We start from the raw sequence: 14358 nt of genomic DNA, 5'->3' as shown, positions 1-14358 counted from the left end.
CCCCGTCCGGCTGGAAGGACACCCGGTGTCTGACACGAACACCACGCCCGACGCAGCGCACGCCGACGAACAGAGCCGGGCCGAGCGCGCGGCCGCGCTGGCCCAGGAGCTGAGCGCCGAGGCCCTCTTCGGGGTGAGCCGGGTCGAGGAGGTGGCCGACGCCGGGGGCGAGCCTGAGACCGACGTAGAGCCCGAGACCGACGCCGAGCCCGAGGACGAGGAGCAGCACGAGGACCCGGTGGGGGGCGACGTGCAGGAGCCGGCCGAGGAGGACGCTGCCGTGCAGGAGGCGGCCCAGCCGTCGGGGGACGAGACGGAGGGGGAGCCGGAGGAGGAGAGCGCGGGCGAGGCCGAGGAGGAGCCGTCGGCCCAGGCGCCCGCTCTGCCGTCCTTCGGTCTGCTCTTCCAGGCGCCGGACCTCAGCGACCTGCCGCGGCGCCGCTCGCGCCGGGCCACGGCTGCCGTCACCACGCCGCCGGAGCTGCCGGTCGAGCCCGAGCCCGCGCCCCTGGACGGGGCCGAGACCGACGGCGCACCCGACACGGCCGAGACCGGTGAGGACGAGGCCGGCCAGCGCAACGGACGCCGGCGTCGGCGCGGGGGCAAGGGCCGGCGGGGCCGGGGCCAGGGCGAGGTCGAGAGCTCCGAGCAGCCGCTCGAGGCCGACGACACCCCCCAGCCCGAGGGCGGGGAGCAGGACGGGGACGACTCCGAGGAGGGGGCGCCCAGCGCCTCCACGCGCCGGCGCACCCGCAGCCGCAGGGCACGTCCCGAGGACGGCGCCGCACCGGCCGACGACACCAACGGCGACGAGCAGTCGTCGGGCGACGAGGAGACGAGCAGCACCCGTCGTCGCCGTCGGCGTCGTCGCAGCGGCGAGTCCGGCGGCGCCGAGCGCAGCGCGCGGGACGAGGTCACCTCGGTCAAGGGGTCGACCCGCCTGGAGGCCAAGCGCCAGCGGCGCCGTGAGGGCAGGGAGGCCGGCCGTCGCCGCACGATCATCAGCGAGGCGGAGTTCCTGGCGCGCCGCGAGAGCGTCGACCGCGTCATGGTCGTGCGCGGCCTCGAGGACCGCACGCAGATCGCGGTGCTCGAGGACGGCGTGCCCGTCGAGCACTACGTCTCGCGCTCGGCGCAGAGCACGATGGTCGGCAACGTCTACCTCGGACGCGTCCAGAACGTGCTGCCGAGCATGGAGGCCGCCTTCGTCGACATCGGCAAGGGTCGCAACGCCGTGCTCTACGCCGGCGAGGTCAACTGGGACGCCGCCGGCCTGGGCAGCGAGCCCAAGCGCATCGAGAACGCGCTGAAGTCGGGGGAGTCCGTCCTGGTCCAGGTGACCAAGGACCCCATCGGGCACAAGGGCGCCCGGCTCACCTCCCAGATCTCGCTCCCGGGTCGTTTCCTGGTCTACGTGCCGGGCAACTCCATGACGGGCATCTCCCGCAAGCTCCCGGACACCGAGCGCGCCCGGTTGAAGAAGATCCTCAAGGAGGTCGTCCCGGATGACGCCGGGGTGATCGTGCGGACGGCGGCCGAGGGTGCCTCCGAGGCCGAGCTGCGTGCCGACGTGGAGCGCCTCACCGCCGCCTGGGAGCGGATCTCCAAGGCCGCCCAGGCCAAGAGCACGAGCGCTCCGACGCTGCTCCACGGGGAGCCGGACATGACCGTCCGCGTGATCCGCGACGTCTTCACCGAGGACTTCTCCCGGCTGGTCGTCGCCGGCGAGCAGGCCTGGTCGGAGGTCAAGCGCTACATCGACGACGTCGCGCCGGACCTGGCGCCGCGGGTGGAGAAGTACACCGGCACCACCGACATCTTCTCGACCTACCGCGTCCACGAGGCCATCGCCAAGGCGATGGACCGCAAGGTGTGGCTGCCCTCTGGCGGGTCGCTCATCATCGACCGCACCGAGGCCATGACGGTGGTCGACGTCAACACCGGCAAGTTCACCGGCTCCGGGGGCAACCTGGAGGAGACGGTCACCAAGAACAACATCGAGGCGGCCGAGGAGATCGTGCGCCAGCTGCGGCTGCGCGACATCGGCGGCATCATCGTCATCGACTTCATCGACATGGTGCTCGAGAGCAACCGCGACCTGGTCGTGCGGCGCCTGCTCGAGTGCCTGGGACGCGACCGGACCAAGCACCAGGTCGCCGAGGTCACCTCGCTGGGTCTGGTCCAGATGACGCGCAAGCGGGTCGGGTCGGGCCTCATCGAGGTCTTCTCCGAGACCTGCACCCATTGCGCGGGCCGCGGGATCGTCGTGCAGGCCGAGCCGGTGGCCGCCCGCAACGGCAACGGCAACGGCAACGGCCACCAGCACCAGGCCGACAACGGCAGCGGCTCCGAGAGCGGCTCCGGGTCGTCCAAGCGCGGCCGCCGGGGCCGGGGGAGCGGGGCAGGAGCCGGGTCGGCCGAGTCCGCCGCCGAGCCCAAGAACGTGCTGAACCCGCCGCGGCCCAACGGCCCCACGCCGGCCCAGATCGCCGCTGCCGCCCACGCCGCCGCGCTGAACGCCGGTGCCGCGCCCGAGGCCGAGGCGGACAGCCCCGCCATACCGGTCGAGGAGTCGCCGGAGGTCCCGACCCAGGCTCCCGCGCCGGAGACGGCCGCCGACGTCACATCGGAGGCCCCGCTGCCGGTCGCCGACACCGACGAGAGCGCACCCCCGGTCGCCAGGACCGAGACGGTCGATGACTCTGTCGACGCGCCGGTCGCCGAGGGCGTCGTCGTCGAGGTTGCTGAGGTCGAGGAGGCTGCTGTCGCCGAGGCCGCAGTCGTCGACGCGGCCCCGGTGACGGAGGAGAAGCCGAAGCGCCGCCGCCGCGGTCGCGCGTCGGCACCGGCCGGCCCGCCCACGGCAGCGGAGTCCTCCGCCCAGGAGTAACCGTGAGCCGACGCGCCAGTTTGGTCCCAGGGGCCACGACACGGTAGTCTGGTGCGTCGGTTCGCCCCGCTCCGGGACGGGTCAGGAATCCACCGCGCTCGCGCGATGGACGGCCCGGCCGAGCAGGGATGCAGACCCCATCAGACGCAAACGCAGGAAGTGAGTTCAACGTGTACGCGATCGTCCGCGCTGGCGGCCGCCAGGAGAAGGTCTCCGTCGGTGACGTCCTGACCATCGACAAGGTCGAGGGCAAGAAGGGCGACACCGTCGAGCTCGCTCCCCTCCTGCTGGTCGACGGCTCCACCGTGACCACCGACGCCGACGTGCTCGGCAAGGCGGTCGTCAAGGCCGAGGTCATGGGCGCCGCCAAGGGCCCCAAGATCATCATCCAGAAGTACAAGAACAAGACCGGGTACAAGAAGCGCCAGGGCCACCGCCAGCCGCTGACCCAGGTCAAGATCACCTCGATCGACGCCTGACGGCGTAGCACACCCAGGGAGGCAGAGCTATGGCACACAAGAAGGGTGCGTCCTCGACGCGCAACGGTCGTGACTCCAACGCGCAGCGTCTCGGCGTGAAGCGCTTCGGCGGTCAGGTCGTCGGCACCGGCGAGATCATCGTCCGTCAGCGCGGGACCCACTTCCACCCCGGTGAGGGCGTCGGTCGCGGCAAGGACGACACGCTGTTCGCCCTCGTCCCCGGCGTCGTCGAGTTCGGCGCCAAGCGCGGTCGCAAGACCGTCAACGTGGTCGAGGCTGCGGCCGAGACCGTCGACGCCTGAGCGTCCGACACCACTGACACCGCGACGCCGGTGGGGCCAGCTGGCTCCCACCGGCGTCGCGTCGTTCCCACCCCGTCCGGGTCTGACGCGCACGTCATACCCCTGAGAGGATGACCTCATGGCCAACTTCGTCGACCGCGTCGTGCTCCACCTGCGAGCCGGCAACGGAGGCCACGGTGTCGCCTCGGTGCACCGGGAGAAGTTCAAGCCGCTCGGCGGCCCCGACGGTGGCAACGGCGGCCACGGCGGCGACATCGTATTCCGCGTCGACCCGCAGGTCACCACGCTGATCGACTACCACCACAGCCCCCACCGCAGCGCCCCCAACGGCAAGCCGGGCGAGGGCAGCGAGCGCAACGGCGCCCAGGGGGAGACCCTGGTGCTGCCCGTCCCGTCGGGCACCGTCGTCACCACGCGGTCCGGGGAGGTGCTCGCCGACCTGGTCGGGGAGGGCGCGGAGTATGTCGCGGCGCAGGGCGGGCGCGGCGGGCTCGGCAACAAGGCGCTGGCCTCCCCACGGCGCAAGGCGCCCGGTTTCGCTCTCCTGGGTGAGCCCGGCGAGGAGACCGAGGTGGTCCTGGAGCTGAAGACGCTCGCGGACGTGGCGCTCATCGGCTTCCCCTCGGCCGGCAAGTCGTCCCTGGTCAGCGTGCTGTCGGCCGCGCGTCCCAAGATCGCCGACTACCCGTTCACGACCCTCGTGCCCAACCTCGGCGTCGTCACGGCCGGTGGCGAGCGCTTCACGATCGCCGACGTCCCCGGCCTGATCCCGGGCGCCAGCGAGGGCCGGGGGCTCGGGCTGCAGTTCCTGCGTCACGTCGAGCGCTGCCACGTGCTCGTGCACGTCATCGACTGCGCGACGCTCGAGCCCGGCCGCGACCCGCTGACCGACCTCGAGGTCATCGAGGCCGAGCTGGCCGCCTACGTCCCGCACGGCGAGCTGGGCGGCATACCGCTCGCCGAGCGCATCCGCGTGATCGTCCTCAACAAGGCCGACGTCCCCGAGGCGCGCGAGCTCGCCGAGATGGTCCGGCCGGACCTGGAGGCGCAGGGTTACGAGGTGCACATCGTCTCGGCCGTCGCGCACCAGGGGCTCAAGGAGCTGACCTTCGCGCTGGCAGGCCACGTCCGGCGCGCCCGCGAGGAGCAGATCGTCGTCGAGCCGACCCGCGTGGTGCTGCGCCCGAAGGCGATCGACGACAGCGGCTTCGAGATCGTCCGCGAGCAGACCGCGGACGGCGAGGTGTTCCGCGTCGTGGGGGAGCGGCCCACCCGCTGGGTGCGGCAGACCGACTTCGCCAACGACGAGGCGGTCGGTTACCTCGCGGACCGCCTCAACAGGCTGGGCGTCGAGGACGCGCTCCTCAAGGCGGGAGCGGTGGCCGGATCGACCGTGCTCATCGGGGCCGCCGACGACGCGGTGGTCTTCGACTGGGAGCCGACCATGTCCTCGGGTGCCGAGCTGCTCGGCGCGCGCGGCAGCGACCTGCGTCTGGAGGACCGCGCGCGGCCGACGCGTGCGGAGAAGCGCGAGGCCTTCCACGACAAGATGGACAAGGCCGCGGCCGCCCGGGAGGAGATGGCCGCCGAGCGTCGCGCCGGGAAGTGGACCGACCCGGAGTGATCTCCCGGCTCCGCCCGGGACCGTGCGGGCCCGACCGGGTCGATGCATGAATATGCACGATTATGGAATAGTATTCGCTCATGTTCGAGACCACCGGCGACCGTCGCGCCATCCGTGACGCGCACCGCCTGGTCGTCAAGGTGGGGTCGTCCTCGCTGACCGGGCCGGAAGGCGGGCTGGACGGATACCGTCTCCAGGCCCTCGCCACGGCGCTGGCCAAGAAGGCGCTCGAGGGCACCCAGATCGTGCTCGTCTCCTCCGGGGCGATCGCGGCCGGGATGGCACCGTTGGGTCTGGCGCGCCGCCCCAAGGACCTGGCGACCCAGCAGGCAGCCGCGAGCGCGGGGCAGGGGCTGCTCATGACGGCCTACACGCAGGCCTTCACCATGCACGGCGTGCGCGTCGGGCAGGTGCTGCTCACGGCGGACGACATGCACCGCCGCAGCCACTACGTCAACGCCTCGCGGACCCTGGAGCGGCTGCTCGAGCTCGAGGTGGTCCCGGTCGTCAACGAGAACGACACGGTCGCCACCGACGAGATCCGCTTCGGCGACAACGACCGTCTCGCCGCGCTCGTCGCCCACCTCGTGGACGCGGACGCCCTGCTCCTGCTCTCCGACGTCGACGCGCTCTACGACGGCCATCCCAGGCACCCCGGGTCGCGGCGCATCCCGCACGTGGCCTCGCCGACGGACCTGGAGCACGTGGACGTCTCCGGAGCCGGTTCCCAGGTCGGCACCGGCGGGATGGCGACCAAGGTGGCCGCGGCCCAGATGGCCACAGCCGAGGGGGTGACGGTCCTGCTGACCAGCGCCGACCAGATCGTGGCCGCGCTCGCCGGGGACGCCGTGGGCACCCTGTTCACGGCGACGGGCAGCAAGAGCCCGGCGCGGCGGCGCTGGCTCGCGCACGCCAGCAGCAGCTCGGGGCGGCTCGTCCTGGACGACGGCGCCGTGCAGGCGGTGGTGCGGCGTCGCACGTCGCTCCTGCCCGTCGGCATCACCCGCCTGGAGGGACGCTTCGCCGCCGGCGACACCGTCGAGCTGTGCGACGGGGAGGGACGGGTCGTGGCGCGCGGCCTCGTCGGTTACGACTCCGCGGAGCTTGCCCCGCTGGTCGGCCACCGTCTGGAGCGGCCGGCCCGGCTGCGCACGGGAGAACCCGCCCCGCGCCCGGTGGTGCGCCGCGACGATCTCGTCGTCCTCTGACGAGGGACCGGCACCGCAACCGCCCTACCCAGACCATCCACGCCATACCGAGACGAGCAGGAGCACGCCGATGAGCACGACCGCCCCGATCCCCGTCGACGTCCGTGACGCCGTCCACGCCACGGCGCGCCGCGCCCGGGCCGCCAGCCGGCAGCTGGCGCTGCTCACCCGGGCCGAGAAGGACGCGGCGCTGACGGCCCTGGCCGACGCGATCGACGCGGAGGCGCAGAGCGTCGTGGCGGCGAACGTCGAGGACCTCGAGCGCGGCCGCGCCAAGGGTCTGCCGGCCAACCTCCTGGACCGCCTGACCCTCGACGTCGAGAGGGTGCATTCTGTCGCGTCGGCGCTGCGCGACGTCGCGGCGCTGCCCGACCCGGTGGGCGAGGTCGTGCGTGGGTCGACCCTGGCCAACGGGCTGCAGATCCGCCAGGTGCGGGTCCCGATGGGGGTCGTGGGCATGATCTACGAGGCCCGTCCCAACGTCACGGTCGACGCGGCCGGGCTCGGCCTCAAGAGCGGCAACGCGGTCATCCTGCGCGGCGGCTCGGCCGCCGCCTCCACCAACGTCCGGCTGGTCGAGATCCTGCGCGCGGCCCTGGAGGCCCGCGGCCTCAACCCCGACGCCATCAACCTCCTCACGGAGGGAGGCCACGACGCGGGCCGGGCGCTCATGACCGCGCGGGGCCTGGTCGACCTCGTCATCCCGCGCGGGGGCGCCAGCCTGATCCAGACGGTGGTGACGGAGTCGACCGTGCCGGTCATCGAGACGGGCGTGGGCAACTGCCACGTCTACGTCGACGCCGCCGCCGACCCGGAGATGGCGGTGCGGATCGTCACCAACTCCAAGACCCACCGCACCTCGGTGTGCAACGCGGCGGAGTCCCTGCTCGTCCACCGGGCGATCGCCGACACGGTGCTCCCCGCGATCCTGCGGGAGCTGGGCGCGGCCGGCGTCACCGTCCACGGCGACCCTGAGGTCCTCCGGTATGCCGAGACCGTCGGTGTCGCGCACGTCCCCGTCACCGACGAGGACGACGACACGGAGTTCCTGTCGCTGGACATCTCGGCACGCGTCGTCGACGACCTCGACGCGGCCATCGCGCACGTCCAGGAGCACACGAGCGGGCACACGGAGGCGATCGTCACGGGGGACCGCGCGGCCGCGCGCCGGTTCACCACCGAGGTCGACGCCGCCGCCGTGATGGTCAACGCCTCGACGCGCTTCACCGACGGCGGCGAGTTCGGCTTCGGCGCCGAGATCGGCATCTCGACGCAGAAGCTGCACGCCCGGGGACCGATGGCCCTGCCCGAGCTCACGACCACCAAGTGGGTCGTGGAGGGTGACGGTCAGGTGCGCTGAGCGCCGTCCCACCAGTCGAGGACCAGGATGCCCACGAGCGTGAGCCACGGCGACGGCTGGCCGGGCGGGACGTCGACCTCGAACCACACCTCGCCACCCAGCCGGACGTCCTGGAGCCAGCGGCCGTCCGGGAGGCGCTTGTCGCGCACGACCTGGACGGCCTCGGCCAGCCGCGGGTCCGGCGGACCGACCGCACGACCGAGCGTGGCGTCCAGGAGGTCGGCCCGCCGGAAGTGGTCCAGGGCGCGCAGCACGCTGTAGCGGGCCCGGCCCGGGTAGGCGAACTCCGTCACGAAGGGGCCGATCAGCTGCCCGGTGCTCGTGCGCCTCATCAGGCCGCGTTCCAGGAGGTACTCCTCGCCGCCGCGCCGCAGGTCGCGCAGCCGTGCGGCGTCCGTGCGCACCTCGCCGCGCGCGGCCGCCTCCTCCCGGTAGCGCAGGGACACGAGGACGTTGAGCGTGCTCTCGACCGACGACACGGTCGCGCCGTCCCACTCCCAGGCGCAGTTCCAGCCGCCGTCGGCCATCTGGTGGTCGGCGAACCACTGCTCCAGGCCCGACACATCGGCGCCCAGCCAGGTGCCGTTGGCCAAGGTCCAGCCGTTGATGCAGCAGTCGACCTCGCCGCCCCAGTAGGGGAGCTCGTCGTACTCCCAGCGGGCGTTGCGCGCCAGCCGCTCGGCCGTGTCGCCCAGCGCTGATGCCTCCACGCCCCACTCGCGCAGCGTGTTGAGGGTCCAGGTCGTGGCCGTCCAGGGCTGGGGTCGGTCAGCCTCTTCCAGGTCCCAGCCGGCCGGGAAGAAGGACCCGCCGGCCCACTGCCCGTCGGGGTCCTGCAGGGAGAGCAGCCGCGCGCCATACCCCTCCCGAGCGACGCGGGCGCGCGTCGCGCTCCACACCGCCTCCGGCTCGCCGAGCAGGTCGCGCTCGACCTGCCACCGCAGCGCAGGGTCGGTGTCCCTGAGCCAGCCGGTCGGGGTGCCCTGGGTCATGGGTGCAGGGTATGCCGTTCGCGCTCGTCCGTGAGGGAGTCGTGAGCGACGTAGTAGGTCGGGCGGCGCTGCAGCGAGGTGTAGATGCGGCCGACGTACTCGCCGAGGATGCCCAGGCACAGCAGCTGCAGGGCGCTGAACGCCGCGACGATCATCACGGTCGACGTCCACCCGGCGATGGTGTGCCCGGTGAGCTTGGCCACGAGGGCGTAGCCGAGCAGGGCGACGGCGAGCAGGAAGCCGCCGAGCCCGAACCAGGTGGCCAGCTTCAGCGGGGCCCGGGAGAAGCCGGTGACGGAGTCGAGGGAGAGCCGCACCATCGTGGCCAGCGGGTACTTGCTCGTGCCCGCGGCGCGCTCCTGCCGGGCGTAGCCGACGGTGGTGGAGGGGAACCCGAGCGCGGGGACCACCAGGCGCAGGACCCGGTGGTCCTCGGGCAAGGCGTTGACGGCGTCGACGGTGGCCCTGGACATCAGGCGGTAGTCACCGGCGTGGTCGGGCGCGCCGGTGGCCCCCATGAGGCGCATCGTGGCGTAGAACAGGTGGGCGGTGCGGCGCTTGAAGGCGGTGTCGCTCGACCGGTCGGTGCGCACGCCGTAGACGACGTCGACGCCCTCGGCGCGCGCCCGGGCGATCATCTCGGGGATCACCTCGGGAGGGTCCTGCAGGTCGGCGTCGAGCGTGACCACCCAGTCGCCGCGGGCCGCCGCCAGGCCGGCGGAGATGGCGGCCTGGTGGCCGGCGTTGGCGCGCAGCCGGAGCACACGGAGCTGCGGCCAGGTCCGTCGGGCCGCCTGGAGCAGCACGGGCGTCCGGTCCCGGCTGCCGTCGTCCACCGCGACCAGCTCGTAGGGCTCGTCGAGGCCGTCCAGCACGGGGCGCAGCCGCTCGACGAACAGCGGCAGCACCTCGGCCTCGTCGTACATCGGCACGACGACGGAGAGGACGGGGTGGGGCGCTGACGGCATACGACCACTGTATGTCGCAGGCACCGGGGTATCGTGTCCCGCATGACGTCTGCGCTGTCCCAGGTCCTGGCCACCTCCGCCGAGGAGGGAGGTCACCACCCGGTCGTCAACGAGCTGATCTTCGAGCCGATCTGGTTCGGCGTGATCGCGATCGCGACCTTCCTGCTGCTGCTCGGCCTGCTGTGGTCCTTCCGCAACACCCTGGCGCTGGACCCGCACGGCGTGGCCGAGGGCCACCAGGACCCCGACGCGCACAGGGGCACCGGGCACTGATGCGTCTCGGGGTGATGGGTGGGACCTTCGACCCCATCCACCACGGGCACCTCGTGGCGGCCAGCGAGGCCGCGCACCTGCTCGGGCTCGACGAGGTCGTCTTCGTCCCCACCGGCCAGCCCTACCGCAAGGACGTCACCAAGGTCTCGCCGGCCGAGCACCGTTACCTGATGACCGTCATCGCGACGGCGTCCAACCCGCGCTTCACCGTCAGCCGGGTCGACGTCGAGCGCGACGGGCCGACCTACACGCGGGACACGCTCCGCGACCTGCGCCGGCTGCGGCCGGACGACGAGCTCTACTTCATCACCGGCGCGGACGCCCTGGCGCAGATCCTGTCGTGGGAGGGCGTCGAGGAGCTGTGGGAGCTCGCGCACTTCGTGGGCGTCACCCGACCCGGCTACGAGCTCTCGGAGGCGGGGCTGCCCGAGGACAAGGTCACCCTGCTGGAGGTGCCCGCCATGGCCATCTCCTCCACCGACTGCCGTGAGCGCACGGCCGCGGGCGAGCCGGTCTGGTACCTCGTGCCCGACGGCGTCGTCCAGTACATCGGCAAGTACCACCTCTACCGGGAGGAAACCCAGTGAGCGCCACCACGCGCGCCAAGGAGCTCGCGCAGGCGGCCGCCGTCGCCGCGCACGACAAGCTCGCCCAGGACGTCGTCGCCCTCGACGTGTCGGGCCAGCTGGTCCTGACCGACGTCTTCGTCATCGCCTCCGCACCGTCGGAGCGCCAGGTCTCCGCCATCGTGGACTCCGTGGAGGACCGGCTCCTCCAGCTGGGCTCCAAGCCGCTGCGCCGCGAGGGCCAGCGCGAGGGCCGCTGGGTGCTGCTCGACTTCGGCGACATCGTCGTGCACGTCATGCACGCCGAGGACCGTGAGTTCTACGACCTCGAGCGGCTCTGGAAGGACTGCCCGCCGATCGTGCTGCCCTCGCCGGCTCCGCCCGAGAGCGCCTGAGCGGCACGGTGCGCCGCGTCATCGTGTGGCGGCACGGCGAGACCGGCCACAACGCCTCGGGCATCTACCAGGGCCAGCTCGACGTGCACCTGTCCGACCGTGGCCGGCAGCAGGCCGCAGCGGCTGCCCAGGCCCTGTGCGACCGGGGCGTGGCACGCCTGGTCTCCAGCGACCTCGCCCGCGCCGCCGACACAGCCGACGCCCTGGCCGCGCTGACCGGCCTGACCGTCGAGCACGACGAGCGGCTCCGCGAGATCCACGTGGGGGAGTGGCAGGGTCTGCCTCACTCCGAGGTGGTCAGGCGCTACCCCGACGTCGTCGAGGCCCTGGACCGCGGCGAGGACGAGGTCCGCGGGGTGCACGGGGAGCGCGTGGTGGACGTCCAACGTCGGGTCCGTGCCGCCTTCGACGACCTCGTGGCCAGGCTCGCGCCGGACCGGACCGCCGTCCTCGCGACGCACGGCATGGCCAGCCGGGCGCTGGTCGCCGACGTCGTGGGTCTGAGCTACCGGCAGGCGTGGCTCTCTCTCGTCGGGCTGCACAACTGCCACTGGGCCGAGCTCGTGGAGCACCGCACCGGGTGGCGCCTGGAGGCCTGGAACCGCGGTGTCACGGCCAGCGTGGGCAGCGTGACCGACCGCTGACCAGGGACGAAAGGGCTGCTGACCTGGGATTTGGAGTTCCGGGACCGATCTGGGTAAAGTACTCCAGTCCTCACGACGAGGGGCTGTAGCGCAGTTGGTAGCGCACCTCCATGGCATGGAGGGGGTCAGGGGTTCGAATCCCCTCAGCTCCACCAGCAGGACACGAAGGCCGGGCACCGCGAGGTGCCCGGCCTTCGTCGTCCGCGGTCCTCGGCGACGCTCAGGGAACGGGGAAGTAGCGCCGCACCTGGGTCATGACCTCGGCGAAGAGGCCCGGGTCGAGCGGCACACCCGGCCGTCGCACGACCGAGGGGTCCAGGCGCAGCAGCCGGTTGACCCGGGCCTCGCTGGGTCGACGCCGCCGATCCCAGGCACCGGCACCGATGTCGACCCAGAACCGGCCCTCGGCCGCCTCCTGCGCCGCGTCGAGGTCGTGGTCCCTGCTGGTCAGCTGCAGGGCGAGCAGCCGGTCGCCGTCACGTCCCACGACGAGGACCGGACGGTCCTTGCCGCGTCGCGCGTCCTCCTCGAAGGTCACCCACGCCCAGGCGACCTCTCCCGGGTCCGCGAGGTCGTCGTCCACGGGGCCGTAGGAGTACGCGGCCGGCTGTGCCGTCCCGGGCGTGAGGACCTGCGTGGGCGGATGCTCTGCTTCCGGGAGGTTCCCTGACGAGGACATGACGTCACGCTAACGACATTCCTCGGACCATCTCGGCGAGGGGTCTTGCGCAGTCGGCCACCTTCGTGAAGAGTGCAGGACAGCGCCTCCTCAGTCCCGGAGAAGGCCCCGACGTCAGAAGAAGGTGTCGACGTGGACAACCTTGCAGTGCTCACCCTGCTGGCCATCGCGCCCATCGCCCTGGTCGGCGTGCTGCTGGCCGGGTTCCGCTGGCCGGCCAAATACGCCATGCCGGTGGGCTACGTGGTCACGGTGATCATCGCCATGCTGGTCTGGAAGATGCGCCCCGGTGCCGTGGCCGCAGCCACCGTCGAGGGCGTGATCATCGCCGTCTCGCTTCTCTACATCGTCTTCGGCGCGCTGCTCCTGCTCTCGACCGTCATCGCCAGCGGTGCCATGAGCACCATCCGCGCCGGCTTCACCTCGATCTCGCCCGACCGCCGCATCCAGGCCATCATCATCGGCTGGCTGTTCGGCTCCTTCATCGAGGGTGCCTCGGGGTTCGGCACCCCGGCGGCCGTCGTCGCCCCGCTCATGCTGGCGCTGGGCTTCCCCGCGATGGCCGCGGTCATGGTCGGCCTGATCATCCAGTCCACGCCCGTCTCCTTCGGCGCGGTGGGCACCCCGCTGATCGTCGGCGTGGGGCAGGGCCTCAGCGGCGACCCGGGCGTCGCTGCCCGCGAGGCCGAGCTGGGCATGGACCACATGGAGTATGTCGCGCACATCGCCCAACAGGTGTCGGTGATCCACGCGATCGCCGGCCTGCTCATCCCGCTCATGATCTCGGTCTTCCTCACCGGTTTCTTCGGCGAGCGCCGCAGCTTCGCCGAGGGCCTGAAGGTCTGGCCGTTCGCGATCTACGCCTCGCTGGCGATGACGGTGCCCTACGTCCTGGTCGCCTTCCTCTTCGGCCCGGAGTTCCCGTCGCTGCTCGGTGGCCTCATCGGTCTGGCGCTGGTGATGTTCACCTCCAGCCGCGGCTTCCTCATGCCGAAGGAGACCTTCGAGTTCGGTCCCCGGGCGAGCTGGGAGGAGCGCTGGATGGGGTCGGTGGACACCGACCACCTCGACGAGCTGAGCCACCGCAAGATGGGCATGGCGGTCGCCTGGGCGCCCTACGTGATCGTCGCGGTGCTGCTGCTCGCCACCCGTCTCATCGTGCCCCTGCAGGACGCCCTGCGCTCGGAGAACCCTGCGGTCACCGTCCCGTTCGAGAACATCTTCGGCTCGGGCATCTCGACGACCTGGCAGTGGCTCTACAGCCCCGGCACCGTGTTCATCCTCACCTGCCTGATCACCTACGGCCTGCACCGGATGGACCGTCAGCAGATCCGCGAGACGTGGACCATCGCCGGCAAGCAGCTCCTCGGCACGGCCGTCGCCCTCGGGTTCGCCGTCCCGCTCGTGCGCATCCTGATCCGGTCCGGCGCCGACTTCACCGAGTCGGGCCTGAACTCCATGCCGGTCACCCTCGCCGAGGGGGCCGCGGCCATGGCGGGGGCCAACTGGCCGCTCATCAGCCCGTTCATCGGAGCGCTGGGCGCCTTCGTGGCCGGGTCGAACACCGTGTCCAACCTCACCTTCGCCCTCTTCCAGTTCCACACGGGTGCCGAGATCGGGGTCTCTCCGGACACCGTGGTCGCGACCCAGGCGGTCGGTGGAGCGGGTGGCAACCCGGTGGCGATCCACAACATCGTCGCCGCCTCGGCGACGGTCGGCCTGCTGGGTCGCGAGGGTGACCTCATCCGCAAGACCGCGCTGGTCACCTTCTACTACTGCCTCGTCGCGGGCGCCGTGGGTTACTTCATGATCTATGGCGTCGCCCTGGTCGGGCTCCTCCACACCGCGGTGCTGGTCGCGATCCTCCTGGGCGCGCTCTGGTGGATGCTCGACCGGGAGAAGAAGCTCCCGGCTGTGCAGACCCCGGTCGACGTCTGAGGTCGACGGCCCATGACAGGGCCCCGGTCCGCTCGCGCGG

General features: G+C 72.1%; 14 protein-coding genes and 1 tRNA gene. 12 read left to right on the top strand and 3 right to left on the bottom strand.

Annotated features, from left to right (window positions below):
* Window positions 1–25 precede the first annotated feature (25 nt).
* From IEV65_RS08480 to IEV65_RS08455, 6 genes are all read left to right on the top strand, one after another.
* Complete coding sequence (locus IEV65_RS08480) at window positions 26–2890, top strand: Rne/Rng family ribonuclease (protein WP_229735101.1); 2865 nt, start codon at window positions 26–28, stop codon at window positions 2888–2890.
* Between the two features lie 170 nt (window positions 2891–3060).
* A complete protein-coding gene (gene rplU / locus IEV65_RS08475) occupies window positions 3061–3369 on the top strand; it encodes a 50S ribosomal protein L21 (RefSeq protein WP_188429825.1) in 309 nt (102 codons plus the stop codon).
* Window positions 3370–3398: 29 nt separating this feature from the next.
* Entirely contained in the window at window positions 3399–3671 is a 273-nt protein-coding gene (gene rpmA / locus IEV65_RS08470) for a 50S ribosomal protein L27 (RefSeq protein ID WP_188429823.1), read from the top strand.
* A gap of 118 nt (window positions 3672–3789) precedes the next feature.
* The gene (gene obgE, locus IEV65_RS08465) at window positions 3790–5295 is read left to right on the top strand and encodes a GTPase ObgE (RefSeq protein WP_188429821.1); all 1506 of its coding nucleotides are present in this window, start codon (window positions 3790–3792) and stop codon (window positions 5293–5295) included.
* Window positions 5296–5375: 80 nt separating this feature from the next.
* On the top strand, window positions 5376–6503 hold the full coding sequence (proB, locus tag IEV65_RS08460; protein ID WP_188429818.1) for a glutamate 5-kinase: 1128 nt from the start codon (window positions 5376–5378) through the stop codon (window positions 6501–6503).
* Window positions 6504–6573: 70 nt separating this feature from the next.
* Complete coding sequence (locus IEV65_RS08455) at window positions 6574–7863, top strand: glutamate-5-semialdehyde dehydrogenase (protein ID WP_188429816.1); 1290 nt, start codon at window positions 6574–6576, stop codon at window positions 7861–7863.
* Here IEV65_RS08455 and IEV65_RS08450 read toward each other — a convergent pair.
* Together IEV65_RS08450 and IEV65_RS08445 are read right to left on the bottom strand one after the other, a co-directional pair.
* Entirely contained in the window at window positions 7851–8855 is a 1005-nt protein-coding gene (locus IEV65_RS08450) for a prenyltransferase/squalene oxidase repeat-containing protein (RefSeq protein WP_188429814.1), read from the bottom strand. The genes IEV65_RS08455 and IEV65_RS08450 overlap by 13 nt on opposite strands.
* Window positions 8852–9823, bottom strand: coding sequence for a glycosyltransferase family 2 protein (locus IEV65_RS08445; RefSeq protein WP_188429812.1), 972 nt, complete (start codon window positions 9821–9823; stop codon window positions 8852–8854). The genes IEV65_RS08450 and IEV65_RS08445 overlap by 4 nt, the downstream gene beginning before the upstream one ends.
* 42 nt (window positions 9824–9865) lie before the next feature.
* On the opposite strand from IEV65_RS08445, the gene IEV65_RS08440 reads away from it, so the two are divergent.
* From IEV65_RS08440 to IEV65_RS08420, 5 genes are all read left to right on the top strand, one after another.
* Window positions 9866–10096, top strand: a complete 231-nt coding sequence (locus IEV65_RS08440; protein WP_188429810.1) for a hypothetical protein — start codon at window positions 9866–9868, stop codon at window positions 10094–10096.
* A gap of 14 nt (window positions 10097–10110) precedes the next feature.
* Window positions 10111–10683, top strand: coding sequence for a nicotinate-nucleotide adenylyltransferase (gene nadD, locus IEV65_RS08435; RefSeq protein ID WP_229735132.1), 573 nt, complete (start codon window positions 10111–10113; stop codon window positions 10681–10683).
* On the top strand, window positions 10680–11057 hold the full coding sequence (rsfS, locus tag IEV65_RS08430) for a ribosome silencing factor (protein ID WP_188429807.1): 378 nt from the start codon (window positions 10680–10682) through the stop codon (window positions 11055–11057). Before nadD ends, rsfS begins: the two co-directional genes overlap by 4 nt.
* A gap of 8 nt (window positions 11058–11065) precedes the next feature.
* Window positions 11066–11701, top strand: coding sequence for a histidine phosphatase family protein (locus tag IEV65_RS08425; RefSeq protein WP_188429805.1), 636 nt, complete (start codon window positions 11066–11068; stop codon window positions 11699–11701).
* A 79-nt stretch (window positions 11702–11780) separates the two neighbouring features.
* A tRNA-Ala gene (locus IEV65_RS08420) sits at window positions 11781–11856 on the top strand.
* 65 nt (window positions 11857–11921) lie between these two features.
* Here the strand turns inward: IEV65_RS08420 and IEV65_RS08415 are convergent.
* Window positions 11922–12380: a type II toxin-antitoxin system PemK/MazF family toxin gene (locus IEV65_RS08415; RefSeq protein ID WP_188429803.1), complete on the bottom strand. Its 459-nt coding sequence runs from the start codon at window positions 12378–12380 to the stop codon at window positions 11922–11924.
* A gap of 132 nt (window positions 12381–12512) precedes the next feature.
* Here IEV65_RS08415 and IEV65_RS08410 point away from each other — a divergent pair, with 132 nt between their 5' ends.
* Window positions 12513–14318 (top strand): L-lactate permease, encoded by a 1806-nt coding sequence (locus IEV65_RS08410; RefSeq protein WP_188429801.1) that lies wholly within the window; start codon window positions 12513–12515, stop codon window positions 14316–14318.
* Window positions 14319–14358 lie beyond the last annotated feature (40 nt).

This window comes from Ornithinimicrobium tianjinense (assembly GCF_014636495.1).
GTDB lineage: Bacteria > Actinomycetota > Actinomycetes > Actinomycetales > Dermatophilaceae > Ornithinicoccus > Ornithinicoccus tianjinensis.
The sequence above is the reverse complement of the archived record's forward strand: the minus strand, read 5'-3'. Positions and strand labels throughout refer to the sequence as shown.

Bases quoted from the DNA above. Each gene is read 5' to 3' on its own strand.
- obgE (WP_188429821.1), top strand. From the start codon at position 3,790: ATGGCCAACTTCGTCGACCGCGTCGTGCTCCACCTGCGAGCCGGCAAC.
- IEV65_RS08445 (WP_188429812.1), bottom strand. From the start codon at position 9,823: ATGCCGTCAGCGCCCCACCCCGTCCTCTCCGTCGTCGTGCCGATGTAC.
- nadD (WP_229735132.1), top strand. From the start codon at position 10,111: ATGGGTGGGACCTTCGACCCCATCCACCACGGGCACCTCGTGGCGGCC.
- IEV65_RS08450 (WP_188429814.1), bottom strand. From the start codon at position 8,855: ATGACCCAGGGCACCCCGACCGGCTGGCTCAGGGACACCGACCCTGCG.
- rpmA (WP_188429823.1), top strand. From the start codon at position 3,399: ATGGCACACAAGAAGGGTGCGTCCTCGACGCGCAACGGTCGTGACTCC.
- IEV65_RS08440 (WP_188429810.1), top strand. From the start codon at position 9,866: ATGACGTCTGCGCTGTCCCAGGTCCTGGCCACCTCCGCCGAGGAGGGA.
- proB (WP_188429818.1), top strand. From the start codon at position 5,376: ATGTTCGAGACCACCGGCGACCGTCGCGCCATCCGTGACGCGCACCGC.
- IEV65_RS08455 (WP_188429816.1), top strand. From the start codon at position 6,574: ATGAGCACGACCGCCCCGATCCCCGTCGACGTCCGTGACGCCGTCCAC.
- IEV65_RS08415 (WP_188429803.1), bottom strand. From the start codon at position 12,380: ATGTCCTCGTCAGGGAACCTCCCGGAAGCAGAGCATCCGCCCACGCAG.